Origin of the sequence: Burkholderia sp. Nafp2/4-1b (genome assembly GCF_003635165.1) — a bacterium.
Lineage (GTDB): Bacteria > Pseudomonadota > Gammaproteobacteria > Burkholderiales > Burkholderiaceae > Burkholderia.
This window is the reverse complement of record NZ_ML058608.1, coordinates 286,297-303,927: the sequence shown is the minus strand read 5'-3', so window position 1 is coordinate 303,927 and position 17,631 is coordinate 286,297. Positions and strand designations below refer to the sequence as shown.

At 67.1% G+C, this 17,631-nt stretch carries 12 protein-coding genes; 9 read left to right on the top strand and 3 right to left on the bottom strand.

Annotated features, from left to right (window positions below; all coding sequences use genetic code 11):
- The first annotated feature begins 64 nt into the window (after positions 1-64).
- Positions 65-3,655, top strand: a complete 3,591-nt coding sequence (locus tag C7H84_RS19680) for an indolepyruvate ferredoxin oxidoreductase family protein (RefSeq protein ID WP_121860347.1) — start codon at positions 65-67, stop codon at positions 3,653-3,655.
- 160 nt (positions 3,656-3,815) lie between these two features.
- Here the strand turns inward: C7H84_RS19680 and C7H84_RS19675 are convergent, their stop codons facing one another.
- Positions 3,816-6,086 (bottom strand): NADP-dependent malic enzyme, encoded by a 2,271-nt coding sequence (locus C7H84_RS19675; protein ID WP_121860346.1) that lies wholly within the window; start codon positions 6,084-6,086, stop codon positions 3,816-3,818.
- A 482-nt stretch (positions 6,087-6,568) separates the two neighbouring features.
- Between C7H84_RS19675 and C7H84_RS19670 the strand changes: the two genes are divergently transcribed.
- The 7 genes from C7H84_RS19670 (at position 6,569) to C7H84_RS19640 (ending at position 14,174) form a co-directional block, all read left to right on the top strand.
- Positions 6,569-7,255, top strand: a complete 687-nt coding sequence (locus C7H84_RS19670) for an orotate phosphoribosyltransferase (protein ID WP_098550031.1) — start codon at positions 6,569-6,571, stop codon at positions 7,253-7,255.
- Between the two features lie 251 nt (positions 7,256-7,506).
- The gene (locus C7H84_RS19665) at positions 7,507-8,112 is read left to right on the top strand and encodes a YbhB/YbcL family Raf kinase inhibitor-like protein (RefSeq protein WP_121860345.1); all 606 of its coding nucleotides are present in this window, start codon (positions 7,507-7,509) and stop codon (positions 8,110-8,112) included.
- Between the two features lie 273 nt (positions 8,113-8,385).
- On the top strand, positions 8,386-8,958 hold the full coding sequence (locus C7H84_RS19660; RefSeq protein ID WP_121860344.1) for a flavodoxin family protein: 573 nt from the start codon (positions 8,386-8,388) through the stop codon (positions 8,956-8,958).
- Positions 8,959-9,124: 166 nt separating this feature from the next.
- Complete coding sequence (gene argC / locus C7H84_RS19655) at positions 9,125-10,075, top strand: N-acetyl-gamma-glutamyl-phosphate reductase (RefSeq protein ID WP_121860343.1); 951 nt, start codon at positions 9,125-9,127, stop codon at positions 10,073-10,075.
- Positions 10,076-10,502: 427 nt separating this feature from the next.
- Positions 10,503-11,918: a DUF2957 domain-containing protein gene (locus tag C7H84_RS19650; protein WP_121860342.1), complete on the top strand. Its 1,416-nt coding sequence runs from the start codon at positions 10,503-10,505 to the stop codon at positions 11,916-11,918.
- Positions 11,919-12,082: 164 nt separating this feature from the next.
- Positions 12,083-13,324: a DUF2957 domain-containing protein gene (locus C7H84_RS19645; RefSeq protein ID WP_121860341.1), complete on the top strand. Its 1,242-nt coding sequence runs from the start codon at positions 12,083-12,085 to the stop codon at positions 13,322-13,324.
- Positions 13,325-13,340: 16 nt separating this feature from the next.
- On the top strand, positions 13,341-14,174 hold the full coding sequence (locus tag C7H84_RS19640; protein ID WP_121860340.1) for an OmpW family outer membrane protein: 834 nt from the start codon (positions 13,341-13,343) through the stop codon (positions 14,172-14,174).
- Positions 14,175-14,385: 211 nt separating this feature from the next.
- On the opposite strand, the gene C7H84_RS19635 is transcribed toward C7H84_RS19640, so the two are convergent.
- Positions 14,386-15,306, bottom strand: a complete 921-nt coding sequence (locus C7H84_RS19635; RefSeq protein ID WP_121860339.1) for a LysR family transcriptional regulator — start codon at positions 15,304-15,306, stop codon at positions 14,386-14,388.
- 97 nt (positions 15,307-15,403) lie between these two features.
- Here C7H84_RS19635 and C7H84_RS19630 point away from each other — a divergent pair, with 97 nt between their 5' ends.
- Positions 15,404-16,678: an MFS transporter gene (locus tag C7H84_RS19630; RefSeq protein ID WP_121860338.1), complete on the top strand. Its 1,275-nt coding sequence runs from the start codon at positions 15,404-15,406 to the stop codon at positions 16,676-16,678.
- A 279-nt stretch (positions 16,679-16,957) separates the two neighbouring features.
- On the opposite strand, the gene C7H84_RS19625 is transcribed toward C7H84_RS19630, so the two are convergent.
- Positions 16,958-17,593, bottom strand: coding sequence for a LysE family translocator (locus C7H84_RS19625; protein WP_121860337.1), 636 nt, complete (start codon positions 17,591-17,593; stop codon positions 16,958-16,960).
- Positions 17,594-17,631: the final 38 nt, after the last annotated feature.

Sequence of the window (17,631 nt, the reverse complement as noted above, 5' to 3'; positions counted from 1 at the left end):
CGTCCACAAGACGTCGACGCAATCGAAGTTTTGGTGATCCCAAACTGGGTGGAGGAGACAGTTAATGAATGCCCCGCTAGACGCAGGCCAACGCGCGTCGCTTGAAGCCGCGCTGAAGTCCGTCACGCTTGACGACAAATACACGCTCGAACGCGGGCGCGCCTACATGAGCGGCATCCAGGCGCTCGTGCGCCTGCCGATGCTCCAGCAGGAACGCGACCGCGCCGCCGGCCTCAACACGGCCGGCTTCATCTCCGGTTATCGCGGCTCGCCGCTCGGCGGCCTCGACCTGTCGCTGTGGAAGGCCAAGCAGCACCTCGCCGCCCACCAGATCGTCTTCCAGCCCGGTCTCAACGAAGATCTCGCCGCCACCGCCGTGTGGGGCTCGCAGCAGGTGAACCTGTATCCCGGCGCGAAGCACGACGGCGTATTCGGCATGTGGTACGGCAAGGGCCCGGGTGTCGACCGCACCGGCGACGTCTTCAAGCACGCGAACTCGGCCGGCTCGTCGAAGCACGGCGGCGTGCTGGTGCTCGCCGGCGACGACCACGCGGCGAAATCGTCGACGCTCGCGCACCAGTCGGAACACATCTTCAAGGCCTGCGGGCTGCCGGTGCTGTTTCCATCCAACGTGCAGGAATATCTCGACTTCGGCCTGCACGGCTGGGCGATGAGCCGCTATTCCGGCCTGTGGGTCGCGCTGAAGTGCGTGACGGACGTGGTCGAATCGTCGGCATCGGTCGACATCGACCCGCATCGCACCGAGATCGTGCTGCCGACCGACTTCATCCTGCCGGAAGGCGGCCTGAACATCCGCTGGCCCGACCCGCCGCTCGTGCAGGAAGCGCGGCTGCTCGACTACAAGTGGTATGCGGCGCTCGCTTACGTGCGCGCGAACAAGCTGGACCGGATCGAGATCGACTCGCCGAATGCGCGCTTCGGGATCATGACGGGCGGCAAGGCGTACCTCGACGTGCGGCAGGCGCTGACCGACCTCGGCCTCGACGACGAAACCTGCGCGCGGATCGGTATCCGGCTGTACAAGGTCGGCTGCGTATGGCCGCTCGAAGCACAAGGCGCGCAGGCATTCGCGCGCGGCCTCGACGAAATCCTGGTGGTCGAGGAAAAGCGCCAGATCCTCGAATACGCGATCAAGGAAGAGCTGTACAACTGGCCCGATGCGCAGCGCCCGCGCGTGTTCGGCAAGTTCGACGAGAAGGACGGCGCCGGCGGCGAATGGTCGGTGCCGATGGGCAACTGGCTGCTGCCCGCGCACTACGAGCTGTCGCCGGCGATCATCGCAAAGGCGATCGCGACGCGTCTCGACAAGTTCGAGCTGCCGTCCGACGTGCGCGCGCGCATCGCCGCGCGGCTCGCGGTGATCAACGCGAAGGAAATGGCGCTCGCGAAGCCGCACGTGCAGACCGAGCGCAAGCCGTGGTTCTGCTCGGGCTGCCCGCACAACACGTCGACCAACGTGCCGGAAGGCTCGCGCGCGATCGCCGGGATCGGCTGCCACTACATGACGGTGTGGATGGACCGCAGCACGAGCACCTTCAGCCAGATGGGCGGCGAAGGCGTGCCGTGGATCGGCCAGGCGCCGTTCACCGACGAGAAGCACGTGTTCGCGAACCTCGGCGACGGCACCTATTTCCACTCGGGCCTGCTGGCGGTGCGCGCGGCGATCTCGTCGAAGGCGAACATCACCTACAAGATCCTCTACAACGACGCGGTCGCGATGACGGGCGGCCAGCCGGTCGACGGCGTGCTGACGGTGCCGCAGATCACGCACCAGCTCGCGTCCGAAGGCGCGAAGAAGATCGTGATCGTCACCGACGAGCCGGAGAAGTACGACGGCCAGCAGGCGCTGCTCGCGCCGGGCGTGACGATCCATCACCGCGACCAGCTCGACGACGTGCAGCGCGAGCTGCGCGAGATCGAAGGCACGACGATCCTGATCTACGACCAGACGTGCGCGACGGAGAAGCGTCGTCGCCGCAAGCGCGGTACGTATCCGGATCCGGCCAAGCGCGTGGTGATCAACGAAGCGGTGTGCGAAGGCTGCGGCGACTGCTCGGTGCAGTCGAACTGCCTGTCGGTCGAGCCGCTCGAGACCGAATTCGGCACGAAACGCCAGATCAACCAGTCGAGCTGCAACAAGGACTTCTCGTGCGTGAAGGGCTTCTGCCCGAGCTTCGTCACGGTCGAAGGCGGCCAGTTGAAGAAGCCGAAGGCCGTGTCGGTCGACGGCGGTGCGCTGCCGCCGATTCCGGAGCCGACGCTACCGGCGATCGACCGTGCGTACGGCGTGCTCGTCACGGGCGTCGGCGGCACGGGCGTCGTCACGATCGGCGCGCTGCTCGGGATGGCCGCGCACCTGGAGAACAAGGGCGTGACCGTGCTCGACGTCACGGGCCTCGCGCAGAAGGGCGGCGCCGTGATGAGCCACGTGCAGATCTCGCACGCGCCGACCGACATCCATGCGACGCGGATCGCGATGGGCGAAGCCGACCTGGTGATCGGCTGCGACGCGATCGTCACGGCCGGCGACGAATGCACGTCGCGGATGCGGCACGACACGACGCGCGTGGTCGTCAACAGCGCGCAGACGCCGACCGCCGAGTTCATCAAGAACCCGAACTGGGCGTTCCCGGGCCTGTCGGCCGAGAACGACATCCGCGCGGCGGCGGGTGAATCCGTCGACTTCATCGACGCGAACCGGTTCGCGGTCGCGCTGCTCGGCGATGCGATCTACACGAACCCGTTCGTGCTCGGCTACGCATGGCAGAAAGGCTGGCTGCCGCTGACGCTCGCGTCGCTCGAACGCGCGATCGAACTGAACGCGGTGTCGGTCGAGAAGAACCGTGCGGCGTTCGACTGGGGCCGCCGCGCCGCGCACGACCTCGCGAGCGTGAAGCAGGCCGCGGCCGGCGATGCACGCCCCGCACCGGGCGCCACGGTGATCGCGCTGCACACGACGAAGGCGGTCGACGCACTGATCGCGAAGCGCGTGGATTTCCTCACCGCGTACCAGAACGCCGCGTATGCATCGCGCTATGCGGCCTTCGTCGACAAGGTGCGGGCAGCCGAACGCGCACTGGCGCACGGTGAAGCGGTGCAGGAGCCGCTGACCGAGGCGGTCGCGCGCAACCTGTTCAAGCTGATGGCGTACAAGGACGAATACGAGGTCGCGCGGCTGCAGTCCGACCCGGCGTTCGTCGCACGGCTGTCGTCGCAGTTCGAAGGCGACTGGAAGCTGAAATTCCACCTCGCGCCGCCGCTGTTCGCGAAGACGGATGCGCACGGGCATCTCGTGAAGAAGGCGTACGGCCCGTGGATGCTGTCGGCGTTCCGGTTGCTCGCGAAGGCGAAGTTCCTGCGCGGCACGGGGCTCGATCCGTTCGGCCGCACCGCGGAACGGCGCACCGAGCGCGCACTGATCGGCGAGTATGAAGCGCTGATCGGCGAAGTGCTGACCAAGCTGAACGCGAGCAATCGCCCGCTCGCGCTCGAGCTCGCGGCGCTGCCGGACGGCATTCGCGGTTACGGCCACGTGAAGGAGAACAACCTGCGTGCGGTGCGCGTGAAGTGGGACACGCTGCTCGCGCAGTGGCGTTCGCCGACGGGCGGGCAGTCGCGCCAGCAGGTCGCGTAACGGTGCTCGGCGGGCGCTCGTGGTCGGGACGCCCGCCGCCGCATGGCAATGCAGACAGGCCGGCCCGTAATGAAAAAACGCCACGGAACGCAGGTTCCGTGGCGTTTTTCCTTGTGCCGCGCGCTAAACACGGCACGCGCGGCACACGCGGGACGCTGAGTTACTTCGTGTTCGCGTTCGCGGCGGCCACTGCCGTCATGTTGATGATCCGGCGCACGGTGGCAGCCGGCGTCAGGATGTGGACCGGCTTCGCCGCGCCGAGCAGGAACGGGCCGACCGTCACGCCTTCGCCGCCGACCATCTTCAGCAGGTTGTACGCGATGTTCGCCGCTTCGACGTTCGGCATGATCAGCAGGTTCGCTTCGCCCGACAGCGTCGTGCCCGGGAACGCGGCCTTGCGGACCGCTTCGGACAGCGCCGCGTCGCCGTGCATTTCGCCGTCGACTTCGAGGTTCGGTGCGCGCTCGCTGATCAGCTTGCGGGCCTCGGCCATGCGGCGCGACGACGCCGACGGCGCGCTGCCGAAGTTCGAATTCGACAGCAGCGCGGCCTTCGGCGTGATGCCGAAGCGCTCGATCTCGGCGGCAGCCTGGATCGTCATGTCGGCGAGCTGCTCGGCGCTCGGCAGTTCGTTCACGTACGTGTCGCACAGGAACAGGTTGCGGCCCGGCAGCATCAGCAGGTTCATCGCCGCATAGTGCTCGGCGCCCTTCGCACGGCCCAGCACCTGCTCGATGAACTTCAGGTGCGTGTGGTACGTGTCGATCATCCCGCAGATCATCCCGTCCGCATCGCCCAGGTGCACGAGCATCGCGCCGATCAGCGTGTTGAACTTGCGCAGCGCGGCCTTCGCGACTTCCGGCGTGACGCCGTCGCGCGCGCCGATCTCGTGGTACGCCTGCCAGTAGCGGTGATAGCGCGTGTCGTCTTCCGGATTCACGATCTCGAAATCGACACCGGCCGTCAGCTTCGAGCCGATCTTCTGCAGGCGCATCTCGACGACCGACGGACGGCCGATGATGATCGGCTTCGCGATCTTTTCCTGCAGCACGAATTGCGCGGCACGCAGCACGCGCTCGTCTTCGCCCTCGGCGAACACGATGCGCGCTTCCTGCTTCTTCGCGGTCGCGAACACCGGACGCATCACCATGCCGGTGCGGTAGACGGTCGCGCCGAGCTGCTCGCGGTACGCGTCCATGTCCTGAATCGGGCGCGTGGCGACGCCCGAATCCATCGCGGCTTGCGCGACGGCCGGCGCGATCTTGATGATCAGGCGCGGGTCGAACGGCTTCGGGATCAGGTAGTCCGGCCCGAACTCGAGCGAGTGGCCTTCATACGCCTTCGCGACTTCCTCGCTCTGGTCGGTTTCCTGGGCGAGCTCGGCGATCGCGCGCACGCATGCGAGCTTCATTTCTTCCGTGATCGTCGTCGCGCCGACGTCGAGCGCGCCGCGGAAGATGAACGGGAAGCACAGCACGTTGTTGACCTGGTTCGGGTAGTCCGAACGGCCGGTCGCGACGATCGCGTCCGGACGCACGGCCTTCGCGTCTTCCGGGCGGATTTCCGGTTCCGGGTTCGCGAGCGCCAGGATCAGCGGGCGGTTGCCCATCGTCTTGACCATGTCCTGCTTCAGCACGCCCGCGCTCGAGCAGCCGAGGAACACGTCCGCCCCGACGATCGCGTCGGCGAGCGTGCGTGCGTCGGTGCTCGCCGCATAGCGCTGCTTCGACGGATCGAGGTTGCCGCGCCCTTCGTAGATCACGCCCTTCGAATCGGCGACGAGGATGTTCGACTTCGTGAGGCCGAGGTTCACCAGCAGGTCCAGACACGCGATCGCGGCCGCGCCCGCGCCCGAACACACGAGCTTCACTTCGGACAGCTTCTTGCCGACGACCTTCAGGCCGTTCAGGATCGCGGCCGACGCGATGATCGCGGTGCCGTGCTGGTCATCGTGGAAGACGGGGATCTTCATGCGCTCGCGCAGCTTCTGCTCGATGTAGAAGCATTCCGGCGCCTTGATGTCCTCGAGATTGATGCCGCCGAGCGTCGGCTCGAGCATCGCGATCGCCTCGACGAGCTTGTCGGGGTCGGACTCCGACAGTTCGATGTCGAACACGTCGATGCCGGCGAACTTCTTGAACAGGCAGCCCTTGCCTTCCATCACCGGCTTGGCGGCCAGCGGGCCGATGTTGCCGAGACCGAGCACGGCCGTGCCGTTCGTGATGACGCCGACGAGGTTGCCGCGCGACGTGTACTTCTGCGCGTCGAGCGGATCCGCGTGGATCGCCTCGCACGCGGCGGCGACGCCCGGCGAATACGCGAGCGACAGATCGAGCTGGTTCGACAGCGGCTTGGTCGGGGTGACCGAAATCTTGCCGGGTTTCGGGTTCAGGTGATAAGCGAGTGCGGCCTGCTTCAGTTGTTCGTCCATGATTGACCTGCGAGAGACATGCGAAATTTTTGACGGTTCAGTACACAGCACCTTGGGCCGCATCTGCTTGAATCGAGGGGATGGTCGACTGCGAGACGGCACGCGACGCGCCGGGTCGGCACGCCATCGAACCTTGGCGGGTGGCAAGAGGAAAGTACAAAGTACTGAACGATTTCTAAGGGTCGCCTAGTGTACACCCCCTAAATGACCTACGTTGGTGCAGCGCCGCATCCTCGGCATCGGCGTCGGGCTGGTCGCGCCCCGTTTGTTTCGCCGGTGGCGAGCGGCGCGGCGAACCTGCGCGAATTCCGCCGAAAACCGGCCTGAATCGGGTAAAATAGCCGGCTACGCGCGCAGCGATGCGATTGGACCGATTGGCCCGCCAATCGCACCCCGAATCGCACCCCGGCCCTTCGGGCAGGTTCCCCTTGCTGCGCCACCGGGCCCGCGCCCGCTCTTCGCTCATCACCCAAGGAATGCCCATGACAGGCTACGATCGTCAGTCGATCTCGGATACGACCGCCAAAATCCTGCTCGAAGTGCAGGCGGTGCACTTCAACGCCGAAAAACCGTTCATCTTCACGTCCGGCTGGGCAAGCCCCGTCTACATCGACTGCCGCAAGCTGATCTCGTATCCGCGCGTGCGCCGTGCGCTGATGGAAATGGCGGAAACGACGATCATGCGCGACGTCGGCTTCGAGCAGATCGACTCGGTGGCGGGCGGCGAGACAGCCGGTATTCCGTTCGCGGCATGGCTCGCGGACCGCATGATGGTGCCGATGCAGTACGTGCGCAAAAAGCCGAAGGGTTTCGGCCGCAACGCGCAGATCGAGGGTCATCTGGAAGAAGGCTCGCGCGTGCTGCTGGTGGAAGACCTGACGACCGACAGCCGCAGCAAGATCAACTTCGTCAATGCGCTGCGCACCGCCGGCGCGACGGTGAACCACTGCTTCGTGCTGTTCCACTACAACATCTTCAAGGAAAGCGTGTCGGTTCTGAAGGACATCGACGTCGACCTGCACGCGCTCGCGACCTGGTGGGACGTGCTGCGCGTCGCGAAGGCGTCGGGCTACTTCGAAACCAAGACGCTCGACGAAGTCGAAAAGTTCCTGCACGCACCGGCCGAGTGGTCGGCCGCGCACGGCGGCGCAACGTCCCCGAAGGAATGACGCCACGCCGGCTCCCGGGCCGGCACGCTGGCTGAAAAAACCGCTCGCTTCATCGCGAGCGGTTTTTTTTCGTCCGTCGAGCGGAATCGGCGCCGGGCCGGATCGTGGCCGAATCTCGGGCCGCGGCATGCATCGTTCATCGAACCCTAATGCTAGACTTGATCCATCGTCGCCATCAGCTGCGCGGGCAACGCACAACGCCAACAACGCCGGGAGCATCGGTCCGGCCCACGTGACGGGAGAAGCGCCATATGCGTGTGGATCGCCGGATCACTTCGCCTGCGCCACCGGGTCGTCCGTCTCCGTTCTTCGCCGCCCTGCTCTGCATCGCCGCCGCGAGTGCCGCGCTCGCTGCCGTGCCCGCACGCGCGGAAGGTCCGTTCACCCTGTCGAGCGATCAGTTGAAGCCCGGCGGGCGCGTCGGCGCCGCGAACGTGTTCGACCGCGGCGACTGCAAGGGCGAGAACCGCTCGCCGCAGCTCACCTGGCGCAATCCGCCGCCCGGCACGCGCAACTATGCCGTCACGATCTTCGATCCCGACGCGCCGGGACACGGCTGGTGGCACTGGGCCGTCGCCGGCATCCCGGCGAGCGTCACGAGCCTGCCGGCCGACGCCAGTGCATCGGGCTTCCTGCGGCGCATCGGCGCGAGCGAGGCGCGCAACGACTTCGGCATCGACGGCTACGGCGGCCCGTGCCCGCCGCCCGGCAAGCCGCACCGCTACGTGATCACCGTGTATGCGCTGAAGGGCACCGAGCTGCGCGTCGCGCAAGGGCGCCCGGCTCCGATGTTCGAGCACGAGATCGGCACGCTGACGATCGGCACGGCGACGCTCATGGTCACTTACGGGCAATAGGCGGGCGCGGGTCGGCATGGGTCGGCATGGGTCGGTGCGCGTCGGCGGAGGTCGGTGCGGGTCGGTGCGGGAATTTCGTCCGCACCCGCGATTGCCCGCGCCTCTCGAATTTCCGTGCGCCGCCCGCGCGCTTTTCTCCCGTCACTTCAGCTTGCTAGACTGCGCTGCACTGGTCGCGGCATCCCGCCGCGCATCCGTCGCGCCGCCCGACAGCGGCGCGTGACGCGGCAGGCCGCGGCGCCCGCCGTTTCGCCCCCTTCCGGAGAACGCTTCATGTCGAACATCGTCATCGTCTATCACAGCGGCTACGGTCACACTCAAAAACTGGCCGAAGCCGTCCACGCGGGCGCGCAGGACACCGGCGCCACCGCCCGGCTGATCGCCGTCGGCGAACTCGACGACGCGGGCTGGGCCGCGCTCGACGCGGCGGACGCGATCGTCTTCGGCGCGCCGACCTACATGGGCGGACCGTCCGCGCAGTTCAAGCAGTTCGCCGATGCCACGTCGAAACCGTGGTTCACGCAGAAGTGGAAGGACAAGATCGCCGCGGGCTTCACGAACTCGGCGACGATGAACGGCGACAAGTTCTCGACGATTCAGTATTTCGTCACGCTGGCGATGCAACATGGGATGGTGTGGGTCGGCACGGGCATGATGCCGGCCAACTCGAAGGCGGCCACGCGCAACGACATCAACTACGTCGGCGGCTTCACGGGCCTGCTCGCGCAGTCGCCGGCGGACGCGACGCCCGACGAGGGCCCGCTGCCCGGCGACCTCGAGACCGCGAAGGCGTTCGGCCGGCGCGTCGCCGAAGCGACGGCACGCTGGCTGGCAGGCGGCCGCTGAACGCGCGCGCCGGGCCGCCCGCCCGCGGGGCCGACGCGCGTCAAAGGGACACAAGACGGCCCGCGGGCCGTCTTTTTTCGCCCCGTGCGGTGCAGGCCCGCCGGATGACGTCTTAAAATGGCGGTTTCAGGGCGCCGCGGCTCCCGTTTCAATCAGTGAGAGCGAAATGAGCACCAAAGTTTTTGTCGACGGCCAGGAAGGTACGACCGGCCTCAAGATCTTCGAATACCTGTCGGCGCGTAACGACATCGAGATCCTGCGCATCGATGAAGCGAAGCGCAAGGACGTCGACGAGCGCCGCCGCCTGATCAACGCGTCGGACGTCACGTTCCTGTGCCTGCCGGACGTCGCATCGCGCGAATCGGCATCGCTGGTCGAGAACCCGAACACGACGCTGATCGACGCGAGCACCGCGTTCCGCACGAACGCCGACTGGGCGTACGGCCTGCCGGAACTGACCCGCGCGCAGCGCGAAAAGATTCGCACGTCGAAGCGCATCGCGGTGCCGGGCTGCCACGCGTCGGCATTCGTGCTCGCGATGCGTCCGCTCGTCGATGCGGGCATCGTCGCGCCGACCTTCGCCGCGCACAGCTACTCGATCACCGGCTACAGCGGCGGCGGCAAGTCGATGATCGCCGAATACGAAAGCGCGGCGCCGGGCGGCAAGCTCGCGAGCCCGCGTCCGTATGCGCTCGCGCTGGCGCACAAGCACCTGCCGGAAATGGCCGCGCACACAGGCCTCGCGCACGCACCGATCTTCACGCCGATCGTCGGGCCGTTCCTGAAGGGCCTCGCCGTGACGACCTACTTCTCGCCCGAGCAGCTCGCGAAGCGCGCGACGCCGCAGGACGTGCAGCGCGTGTTCGCCGAGTACTACGCGGACGAACCGTTCGTGCGCGTCGCGCCGTTCAACGCGGACGCGAATCTCGACAGCGGCTTCTTCGACGTGCAGGCGAACAACGACACGAACCGCGTCGACCTGTTCGTGTTCGGCAACGAAGAGCGCTTCGTCACGGTCGCGCGTCTCGACAACTTGGGCAAGGGTGCGTCGGGCGCCGCGATCCAGTGCATGAACCTGAACATCGGCGCCGCCGAGGATGCAGGCCTCAAGCGCTGACTCCGCTTGCATGCGATGCAAAGCCGGCCGCTGGCCGGCTTTTTATTTACCCATTTCTGGCAATATAAAAAATCCGGTTCGTGCATTTACAAATATTTACAAGCTTTCCGTTGCGCGATTACTGGTGAATTAATTTCGCCTCCTCTCTCCAGTCAATCCCGAATAGGGATAAACCGGATACCGCCGCTTTAAACGCTGCCGTTATACGCGGGAGGGCCTGCAGGGCCGTCCGTGCGTGGCAGTCGCCCCACTTCGGCAGCCCTCTAGCGCCCATCTCGCGTTTTAATTCTTACCGAAAGCCTCATCGGGAAAGGACCCATGACGTGCGCATTGTTTCAATCGTCTTTTTTAGACGAGTTCATCAATTGACAGCAAAAATCCGGGCAGCGACATTAGCTCGCACAATTAAACGATTGGAGACAGCGGCATGTCGCACGCCTTATCGAAGGGGGTGGCAACGGCCTTTGCCATCGCCCCTTTCCTGATTGCCTGTGGTGGGGGAGACGGCGGCGCGCCCGCGCCGATCAACGCGCCTCAATGTTCCGGATCGAGCTGCGGCACGCAAGGGCCGCCGCCGTCGCAGCCCGTCAACGGCGCACTGTGTCCGGCCGACGCCGACATCGTGAAGAGCACGTACCTCGGCGGCGCCGGTAGCGGCGAGATCGTCAGCGTCAACATCGACGCGGTCGCGATGACCTACACGCTCAAGTGGCTCGAGTCGCCGATTCCGCTCGCGACCGGCACGGTCACGCCGAGCCGCGCCGGCACCACGATCACCGGCAGGGTCATCCATCCGCCGACCGGCACGCTGCCGACCGCGGAACAGACGCGCTGCGCATTCGTCCTCACGCCGGGTTCGGGCACGGCCCCGAACGGCTCGACCTATTCGACGGCCGCCGACTTCAACCGGGCGAACCCGCCGATGCTGCTGGTCGGCATGGGCGTCGCGGGTGGCGGCATTCCGGGCGCGACGGTGCAGTACGACGGGCTCACGATCATCCCGGGCGTGATCCAGAACGTCGGCCAGGTGCCGAACCGTCACTTCGATTTCTATCCGTTCCTCGGCTTCGCGAACACGACGACCGATCTGTCGAAGCTGCCCGGCACGTACAACGCGCTGATCTACCACCTCGTGCCGTCGGGCAACTACGCGACGAAGGGCATCAACTCGAGCGAGACGTTCGACGCGAACGGCGCGTGCACGTCGAGCTCCGGGAGCTGCCAGACGACGGGCAATCCGTGGGCGGCGAACGCAAGCGGTGGCTACCTCAACAGCACGCAGGCACCGCAGATCCTGCCGCAGACGTCGCTGCCGATCGTCGGCGCGACCGGCAAGTCGGCGACCGCGCACATGGTGATCGGCCAGCTCAACGGCGCGACGGTGCCGGTGATCGTGCGCACGGGTTACGTGAACCTCGGCACGCCGCCGCTGCACACCGACGCGCAAGTCGACGACGAATCGGGCATCGCGGTGCTCGGCAAGGCGACCGCGATCCAGTCGGGTGCCATCGACGGCGGCTACGCGGGCGCGGACTCGAACTTCAAGTACACGGCTGCACTGATCCGCGGCGGCAACGCGTCGTTCATCAACCCGACCACGCAGGCTGAAGAAGACGGCTTCACGCTCGACTACGGCCAGGCAACGCCGGGCCTGCTGAACACGACGACAACGCCGGCCAGCGGTGCGACCTACCCGTCGGCATCGGGCGTCGTGATCGCGACGGGCGGCCTGTATGCGGCGCTGATCCAGGGCACGGTGAACGGTGGCGTCACGTCGACGTCGGCGATCACGGGCACGTCGTCGGCACCGTACTTCGGCGTCGGCGCGCAGATCAGCAAGTAACGATCGGGGACGCGGCGGCGGGTGGTTCGCCGCCGCGGAATGCAGGGAAGGCACGAAACGCACGAAACGACGGCGCCCGGCACGGCCAGGGCAGCACGAGCACAAGCAACAGAAGCGGTCGACAGGGAGCCGGCCGCCCGACAAGACAAATCTGGAGGAGCAACATGAAGCGCAACCTCATTCTGGCGGCGGCCCTTGCCGCCCCCCTTCTTTCCGCATGCGGCGGCGGCAGCGACAACCCGCCCCCGCTCGTCGAAGAGCGGCTGTGCCCGGCGACGCTCGACTACAGCACCGTGTTTACCGGCGGCGCGGGCAGCGGCGAGCTGGCCAAGGTCCAGCTCGACACGACCAAGATGACCTGGCAGGTGACCTATGTCGAATCGGCGGTTCCGCAAACGACCGGCACCGTCACGCCCACCCGCGCGGGCACCGTCGACAGCGGTACGCTCACGCAGGAAACGCTGCTGCCGACCAACAAGCTGAACCAGTGCGCGTTCCGCCTGAACGGCGCGAGCCTCGATGCGTCGCGCCCGGCGCGCATTTTCGTGGGCTTCGGCGTCGCGGGCGGCACGATTCCCGGCAAGGAGATCCAGTTCGGCGGCGTGCTCGGCCAGGCCGCGGTGCCCGACACGAAATTCCCGTACTACCCGTTCATCGGCTTCTCGTCGATCGAAACCGACATCACGAAGGTTGCGGGCACATACAGCCACATCGGCTTTGGCGAAGTGCCGTCGCAGAATTTCGCACCGGCATCGATCGATGCGAAGGTGACGATCAACGCGGACGGCACGTGGACCAAGTGCGATACGACCGGCCAGTTCGCCGGCGGCGCGTGCACGCAGCAGGGCACGAACTTCGTGCAGTCGGCCGACGGCAGCGGCGCGTTCCAGAGCAACAACTATCAGAGCCAGCTGAAGCCGACGCTGTCGGCGACGCCGCAGGGCAAGGGCTTCATGATCGTCGGCAAGCTGCGCAATCAGCTGGTGCCGATTCTGGTGCGCACGGGCGTCGCGAACCCGAACCCGACGCCCGACCACAACGGGGTGCCGGGCCTGACCGCCGACGACGAATCGAGCATCTCGATCCTCTCGCCGCAGACGGCCATCGCGACCGGTTCGCAGAACGGCGAGTACATCGGCGTCGACAGCGAGTTCAACTACCGGACCACCGCGCTGATCGACAAGCAGGCCACGCTGCTCGATCCGTTCCAGCCGTCTCAGGCGTCGCTCACGAGAGTGCTCGACCTCGACTACACGCAGAAGGTGCCCGGCACGGTCACGACGATCCATACGGGTTCGGGCAGCACGTCGCCGACCGGCAAGTTCATCTTCACGGGTGGCGTGTTCGGTTTCCTCGACAACGCGGGTTCGACGCCGTATTTCACGATCGGCGCGTTCGTCCAGTAAGCGGAGGCAAGCCGTGATGAAGAAGACCCTCCTCTGCGCGGCGGCCGGCGCCGCCGCCCTGGCGCCGCTCGCGGCGCACGCGCAGAGCGCCGGCAGCAACGTCGTCACGCTGGGCTGGTTCCACGTGATGCCGCAGCAAAGCAGCACGCCGATGACGACCAACGTCGCGCCGACGCCGATCAACACGCCGCTGCGGCTGCCGCCGTCGTTCACGTCGCCGGGCACCGGGCTGCGCACCAGCGGCGCGGATACCGTCGGCCTGACGGTCAGCCACTTCCTGACCGACCACATCGCCGTCACGTCGGTGGCCGGCGTGCCGCCGGTGTTCAAGGTGTCGGGCCAGGGCACGATCAAGCCGCCCGGCCCTGCCGGTGCGCTGGGCACGCAGAACATCGGGCTGGGATCGGTGAACCCGATCGTGAAGAGCGTGCGGCAGTGGAGCCCGGCGGCGATCCTTCAGTACTACTTCGGGGCGGCGACCGCGAAGTTCCGGCCGTTCCTCGGTCTCGGCGTGTCGTACAACTGGTTCAGCGACCTGCAGCTCAACACGAACTTCATCAAGCAGACGCAGGACAACCTCGGCGCGATTCTCGCGGCGGGCGCCGGCAAGCCGGGCACGACGTCGGTGGAAGCGAAGGCGTCGTCGTCATGGCAGCCGGTGTTCAACGCGGGCCTGCAGTACAACATGACGGAGCATTTCGGGTTGGTCGCATCGGTGACCTACATCCCGCTGAAGACGACGTCGACGGTGACGATCAAGGCTGCCGACGGCACCGTGCTCTCCGAATCGAAATCGGAGCTGAAGGCCGACCCGATCATCAGCTACGTCGGGATGACCTACAAGTTCTGACGCGGACGAACAAAGACGGAAGACGGACGGAGGACCAATGGACAGCCCGCGCCAAAAACGCGGGCAAAAAAAAGCCCGCCTAATAGGCGGGCTGAATCCATATCAGAGGAGACATGGAGGAGACAGGTGTAACTATAGCGAATCGATTTCCGCATTGCAACATTTCCGTAGAGAAAATAAGGATTTTCCCTCGAATGCGCACTCTAGATCGCTAGTAGGTACCTGACCCCTTCACATTCTCCCGGTCGAGCACTTCTCCCAGCGCGTCGCGCAGCAGCGCGGCTGGCCGCATCAGGCGGCCCGGCAGCGCGCCGTGCACGATCCATACGTTGATCCGCGTCTCCAGCCCGGCCGTTTCCACCACCCTCAGCGCATCGCGATGCGCGCTGCGCGCCAGCGCGTTCGGCGGCGCAATGCCGATGCCGGCACCGCGCGCGACGAGCGACAGCTGCAACTCCGAGCCGAACGCCTCGACCGCGACGTCGAACGGCAGCCCGGCCGCGCCGAGCGCCCGGCTCAGCGCCGAGCGCATGCCGCAGCCATCCTGGCTCAGCACCCACGGGAAACCCGACAGCACGTCGAGCGACAGCGGGCCGTCCGGCAGCGGGAAATCGCGTGCGGCGACGAGCACCGTCGGCTGCGTGCCGAGCAGCGTGGCCGTCAGCGTATCGGGCAGCGCCGCGCTGGCCGGCATCATCACGGTCGCGACGTCGAGCGTGCCGCGCTCGATGCTCTGCACCAGCGCCGGCGACCAGCCGGCCGTCACCCGCAGCGTGAGCCGCGGAAACGCGTCGCGCAGCCGGTCGATCGGTCGTTCGAGCGCCAGCTCGGACAGGAACGGCGGCACGCCGATGCGCAACTCGCCGGACGGTTCGCTGTCGGGTGCGCCCGCCGCCATCAGTTCGTCGACCGCGCCCAGCACGTTGCGCGCGAGCGCATAGACGTCGCGCCCGGCGGCGGTCGGCTTCAGCGGCTTGCTTTGCCGTTCCAGCAGCGGCATGCCCAGCAGCGTTTCGAGGTTCTGCACGCGGCGCGTGAGGCCCGGCTGCGTCAGATGGAGTTTCGCGGCGGCCGCGACCATCGACCCGCTGTCGACCACCGCGACGAACGCCTGGAGATCACGCGTATTCAAAGCAAACTCGCATAATCATGTTAGACATATTTCAATTGTCGCATAAACATCAGACACCTACGATGGGGATTCCTTCGTTCAACACCCCAGGTTTCCGATGAACTGCCCTGCCGATTCCTGTCCCGCCGGTCGCCCCGCGCTCGGCACCCCGCCCGCACTGAGCGCGGGCATGACACTGTTCTTCGCCGCGACGGTCGGCGTGATCGTGATGGACCTGTTCGCCGGGCAGCCGCTGACGGGTCCGATCAGCGCCGACCTGCATCTGCCGCCGAGCCTCGCGGGCCTCGTCGCGATGCTGCCGCAACTCGGCTACGCGGCCGGCCTCGTGCTGCTGGTGCCGCTCGTCGACCTGCTCGAGAACCGCCGGCTGATAGTCGTGACGCTCGCCGCCTGCGCGGCCGCGCTCGCGCTGCCGGCCTTCACGCGCTCCGGCACCGTGTACCTGCTCGCGACGCTGGCCGCCGGCGGCGCGTCGAGCGTGATCCAGATGCTGGTGCCGATGGCCGCGTCGATGGCGCCCGAAGCGCAGCGCGGTCGCGCAGTCGGCAACGTGATGAGCGGACTGATGCTCGGCATCCTGTTGTCGCGGCCGCTCGCGAGCCTGATCGCGGGCACCGCCGGCTGGCGCGCGTTCTACGCGCTGGCCGCGCTCGCGAACGCGGCGATCGCGACGGTGCTCGCGCTGCGCTTGCCGCCGCGCGTGCCGTCGGTGACGGCCAGCTATCGCGCACTGCTTGCGTCGATGGGCCGTCTGCTCGTCGACGAACCGGTGCTGCGCCGGCACGCGCTGTCGGCCGCGCTCGCCATGGCCGCGTTCAGCGCGTTCTGGACGGCCGTCGGGCTGCGGCTCGCGCTATCGCCGTTCGGCCTCGACCTGCACGGGATCGCGCTGTTCGCGTTCGCCGGCGCGAGCGGTGCGATCGTCACGCCGCTGGCCGGCCGCGCCGGCGATCGCGGCAATGGCCCGGCCGCGCAACGCATCGCGCACGTGACGATGCTCGCGGCGCTTACCGTGCTCGGCATCGCCGGCGCCGGGTGGTTCGGCTTCGATGCGCACGCGCATCGCGGCGTCGCGCTGGCGTTGCTGGCCGGCGGCGCGGCGCTGCTCGATGCCGGCGTGATCGTCGACCAGACGATCGGCCGCCGCGACATCAACCTGCTGAACCCGGCCGCGCGCGGGCGGCTGAACGGATTGTTCGTCGGGCTGTTCTTCGTCGGCGGTGCGCTCGGTGCGGCGCTCGCCGGCAGCGCGTGGGCGTGGGGCGGGTGGAGCGCCGTGTGCGGCGTCGGTTTCGCGTTCGCAGGCGCGGCCGCGGTGTTCGGCGTGTCGGCCGGGCGCCGGGTCGGCGCCATGGCGCGACCGCGCGCGTGACTCCGGGGTAACCACGGCGTGACCCCGGGGGTGATTCGGGGGTGATCCGGGCGTGATCGCGGCGTGACTCCGGCGCGCCCCCGGCGTGTTCCGGGCGTGTTCCGGGCGTGTTCCGGGCGCGATCCGGGGGCGATCCGGGCGCGATCCGGTCGTGATCCCGGCGTGACTACGGCGTGATCTGGTGTGATCCGCACCCGAATGTGAAAACGCCCCGCCCTCTGACGAGGTGCGGGGCGTCCGGCAGACCGTTAAGGTTGCGGGAACCGCGGGTGGCCGAAATCAGTGACGGACCAGCGCCATCATCGCGCCGAAGCCGACGAAGATTCCGCCCGTCAGCCGGTTGAACACCTTCGCGACGCTCTGGCTCTTCAGCGTCGCGCCGATGCGCGTGCCGAATGACGCGTAAACGAGATACCAACTGACTTCGATCACCGCGAACGTGACGACGAGAATGCCGAACTGCGGCAGCGTCGACTCGGCTGCATTGATGAACTGCGGCAGCAGCGCGGCGGCGAACAGGATCGCCTTCGGGTTGCTGCCCGCGACCAGGAAACCGTTGCGGAACAGCGCCAGACGCGATGCCGATGGGCCCAGCGACACCGCATCGACGTCGGCGGCCGGTGCGTCGTCGACGCGTGCGCGCCACGCCTTCACGCCGAGATAGATCAGATAGGCGGCACCGGCGAAGCGCAACGTATTGAACATCGCCGGCCATGCCTCGAGGACCGCCCCGAGCCCTGCCGCGGACACCGCGAGCATCAACACCAGCGCAGTCAGGCAGCCGGCCATCGTCGCCGCCGAGCGGCGCAGCCCGTGCCGCGCGCCATGCGTCATCACGAGCAGCATGTTCGGACCCGGAATCGCCGACACGACGAACACCGTCGCCACGAAAAGCCACCACGTATGCAGGTTCATGACCGCCCCACCCGAAAGAGAAACGAAACGTCGATTAT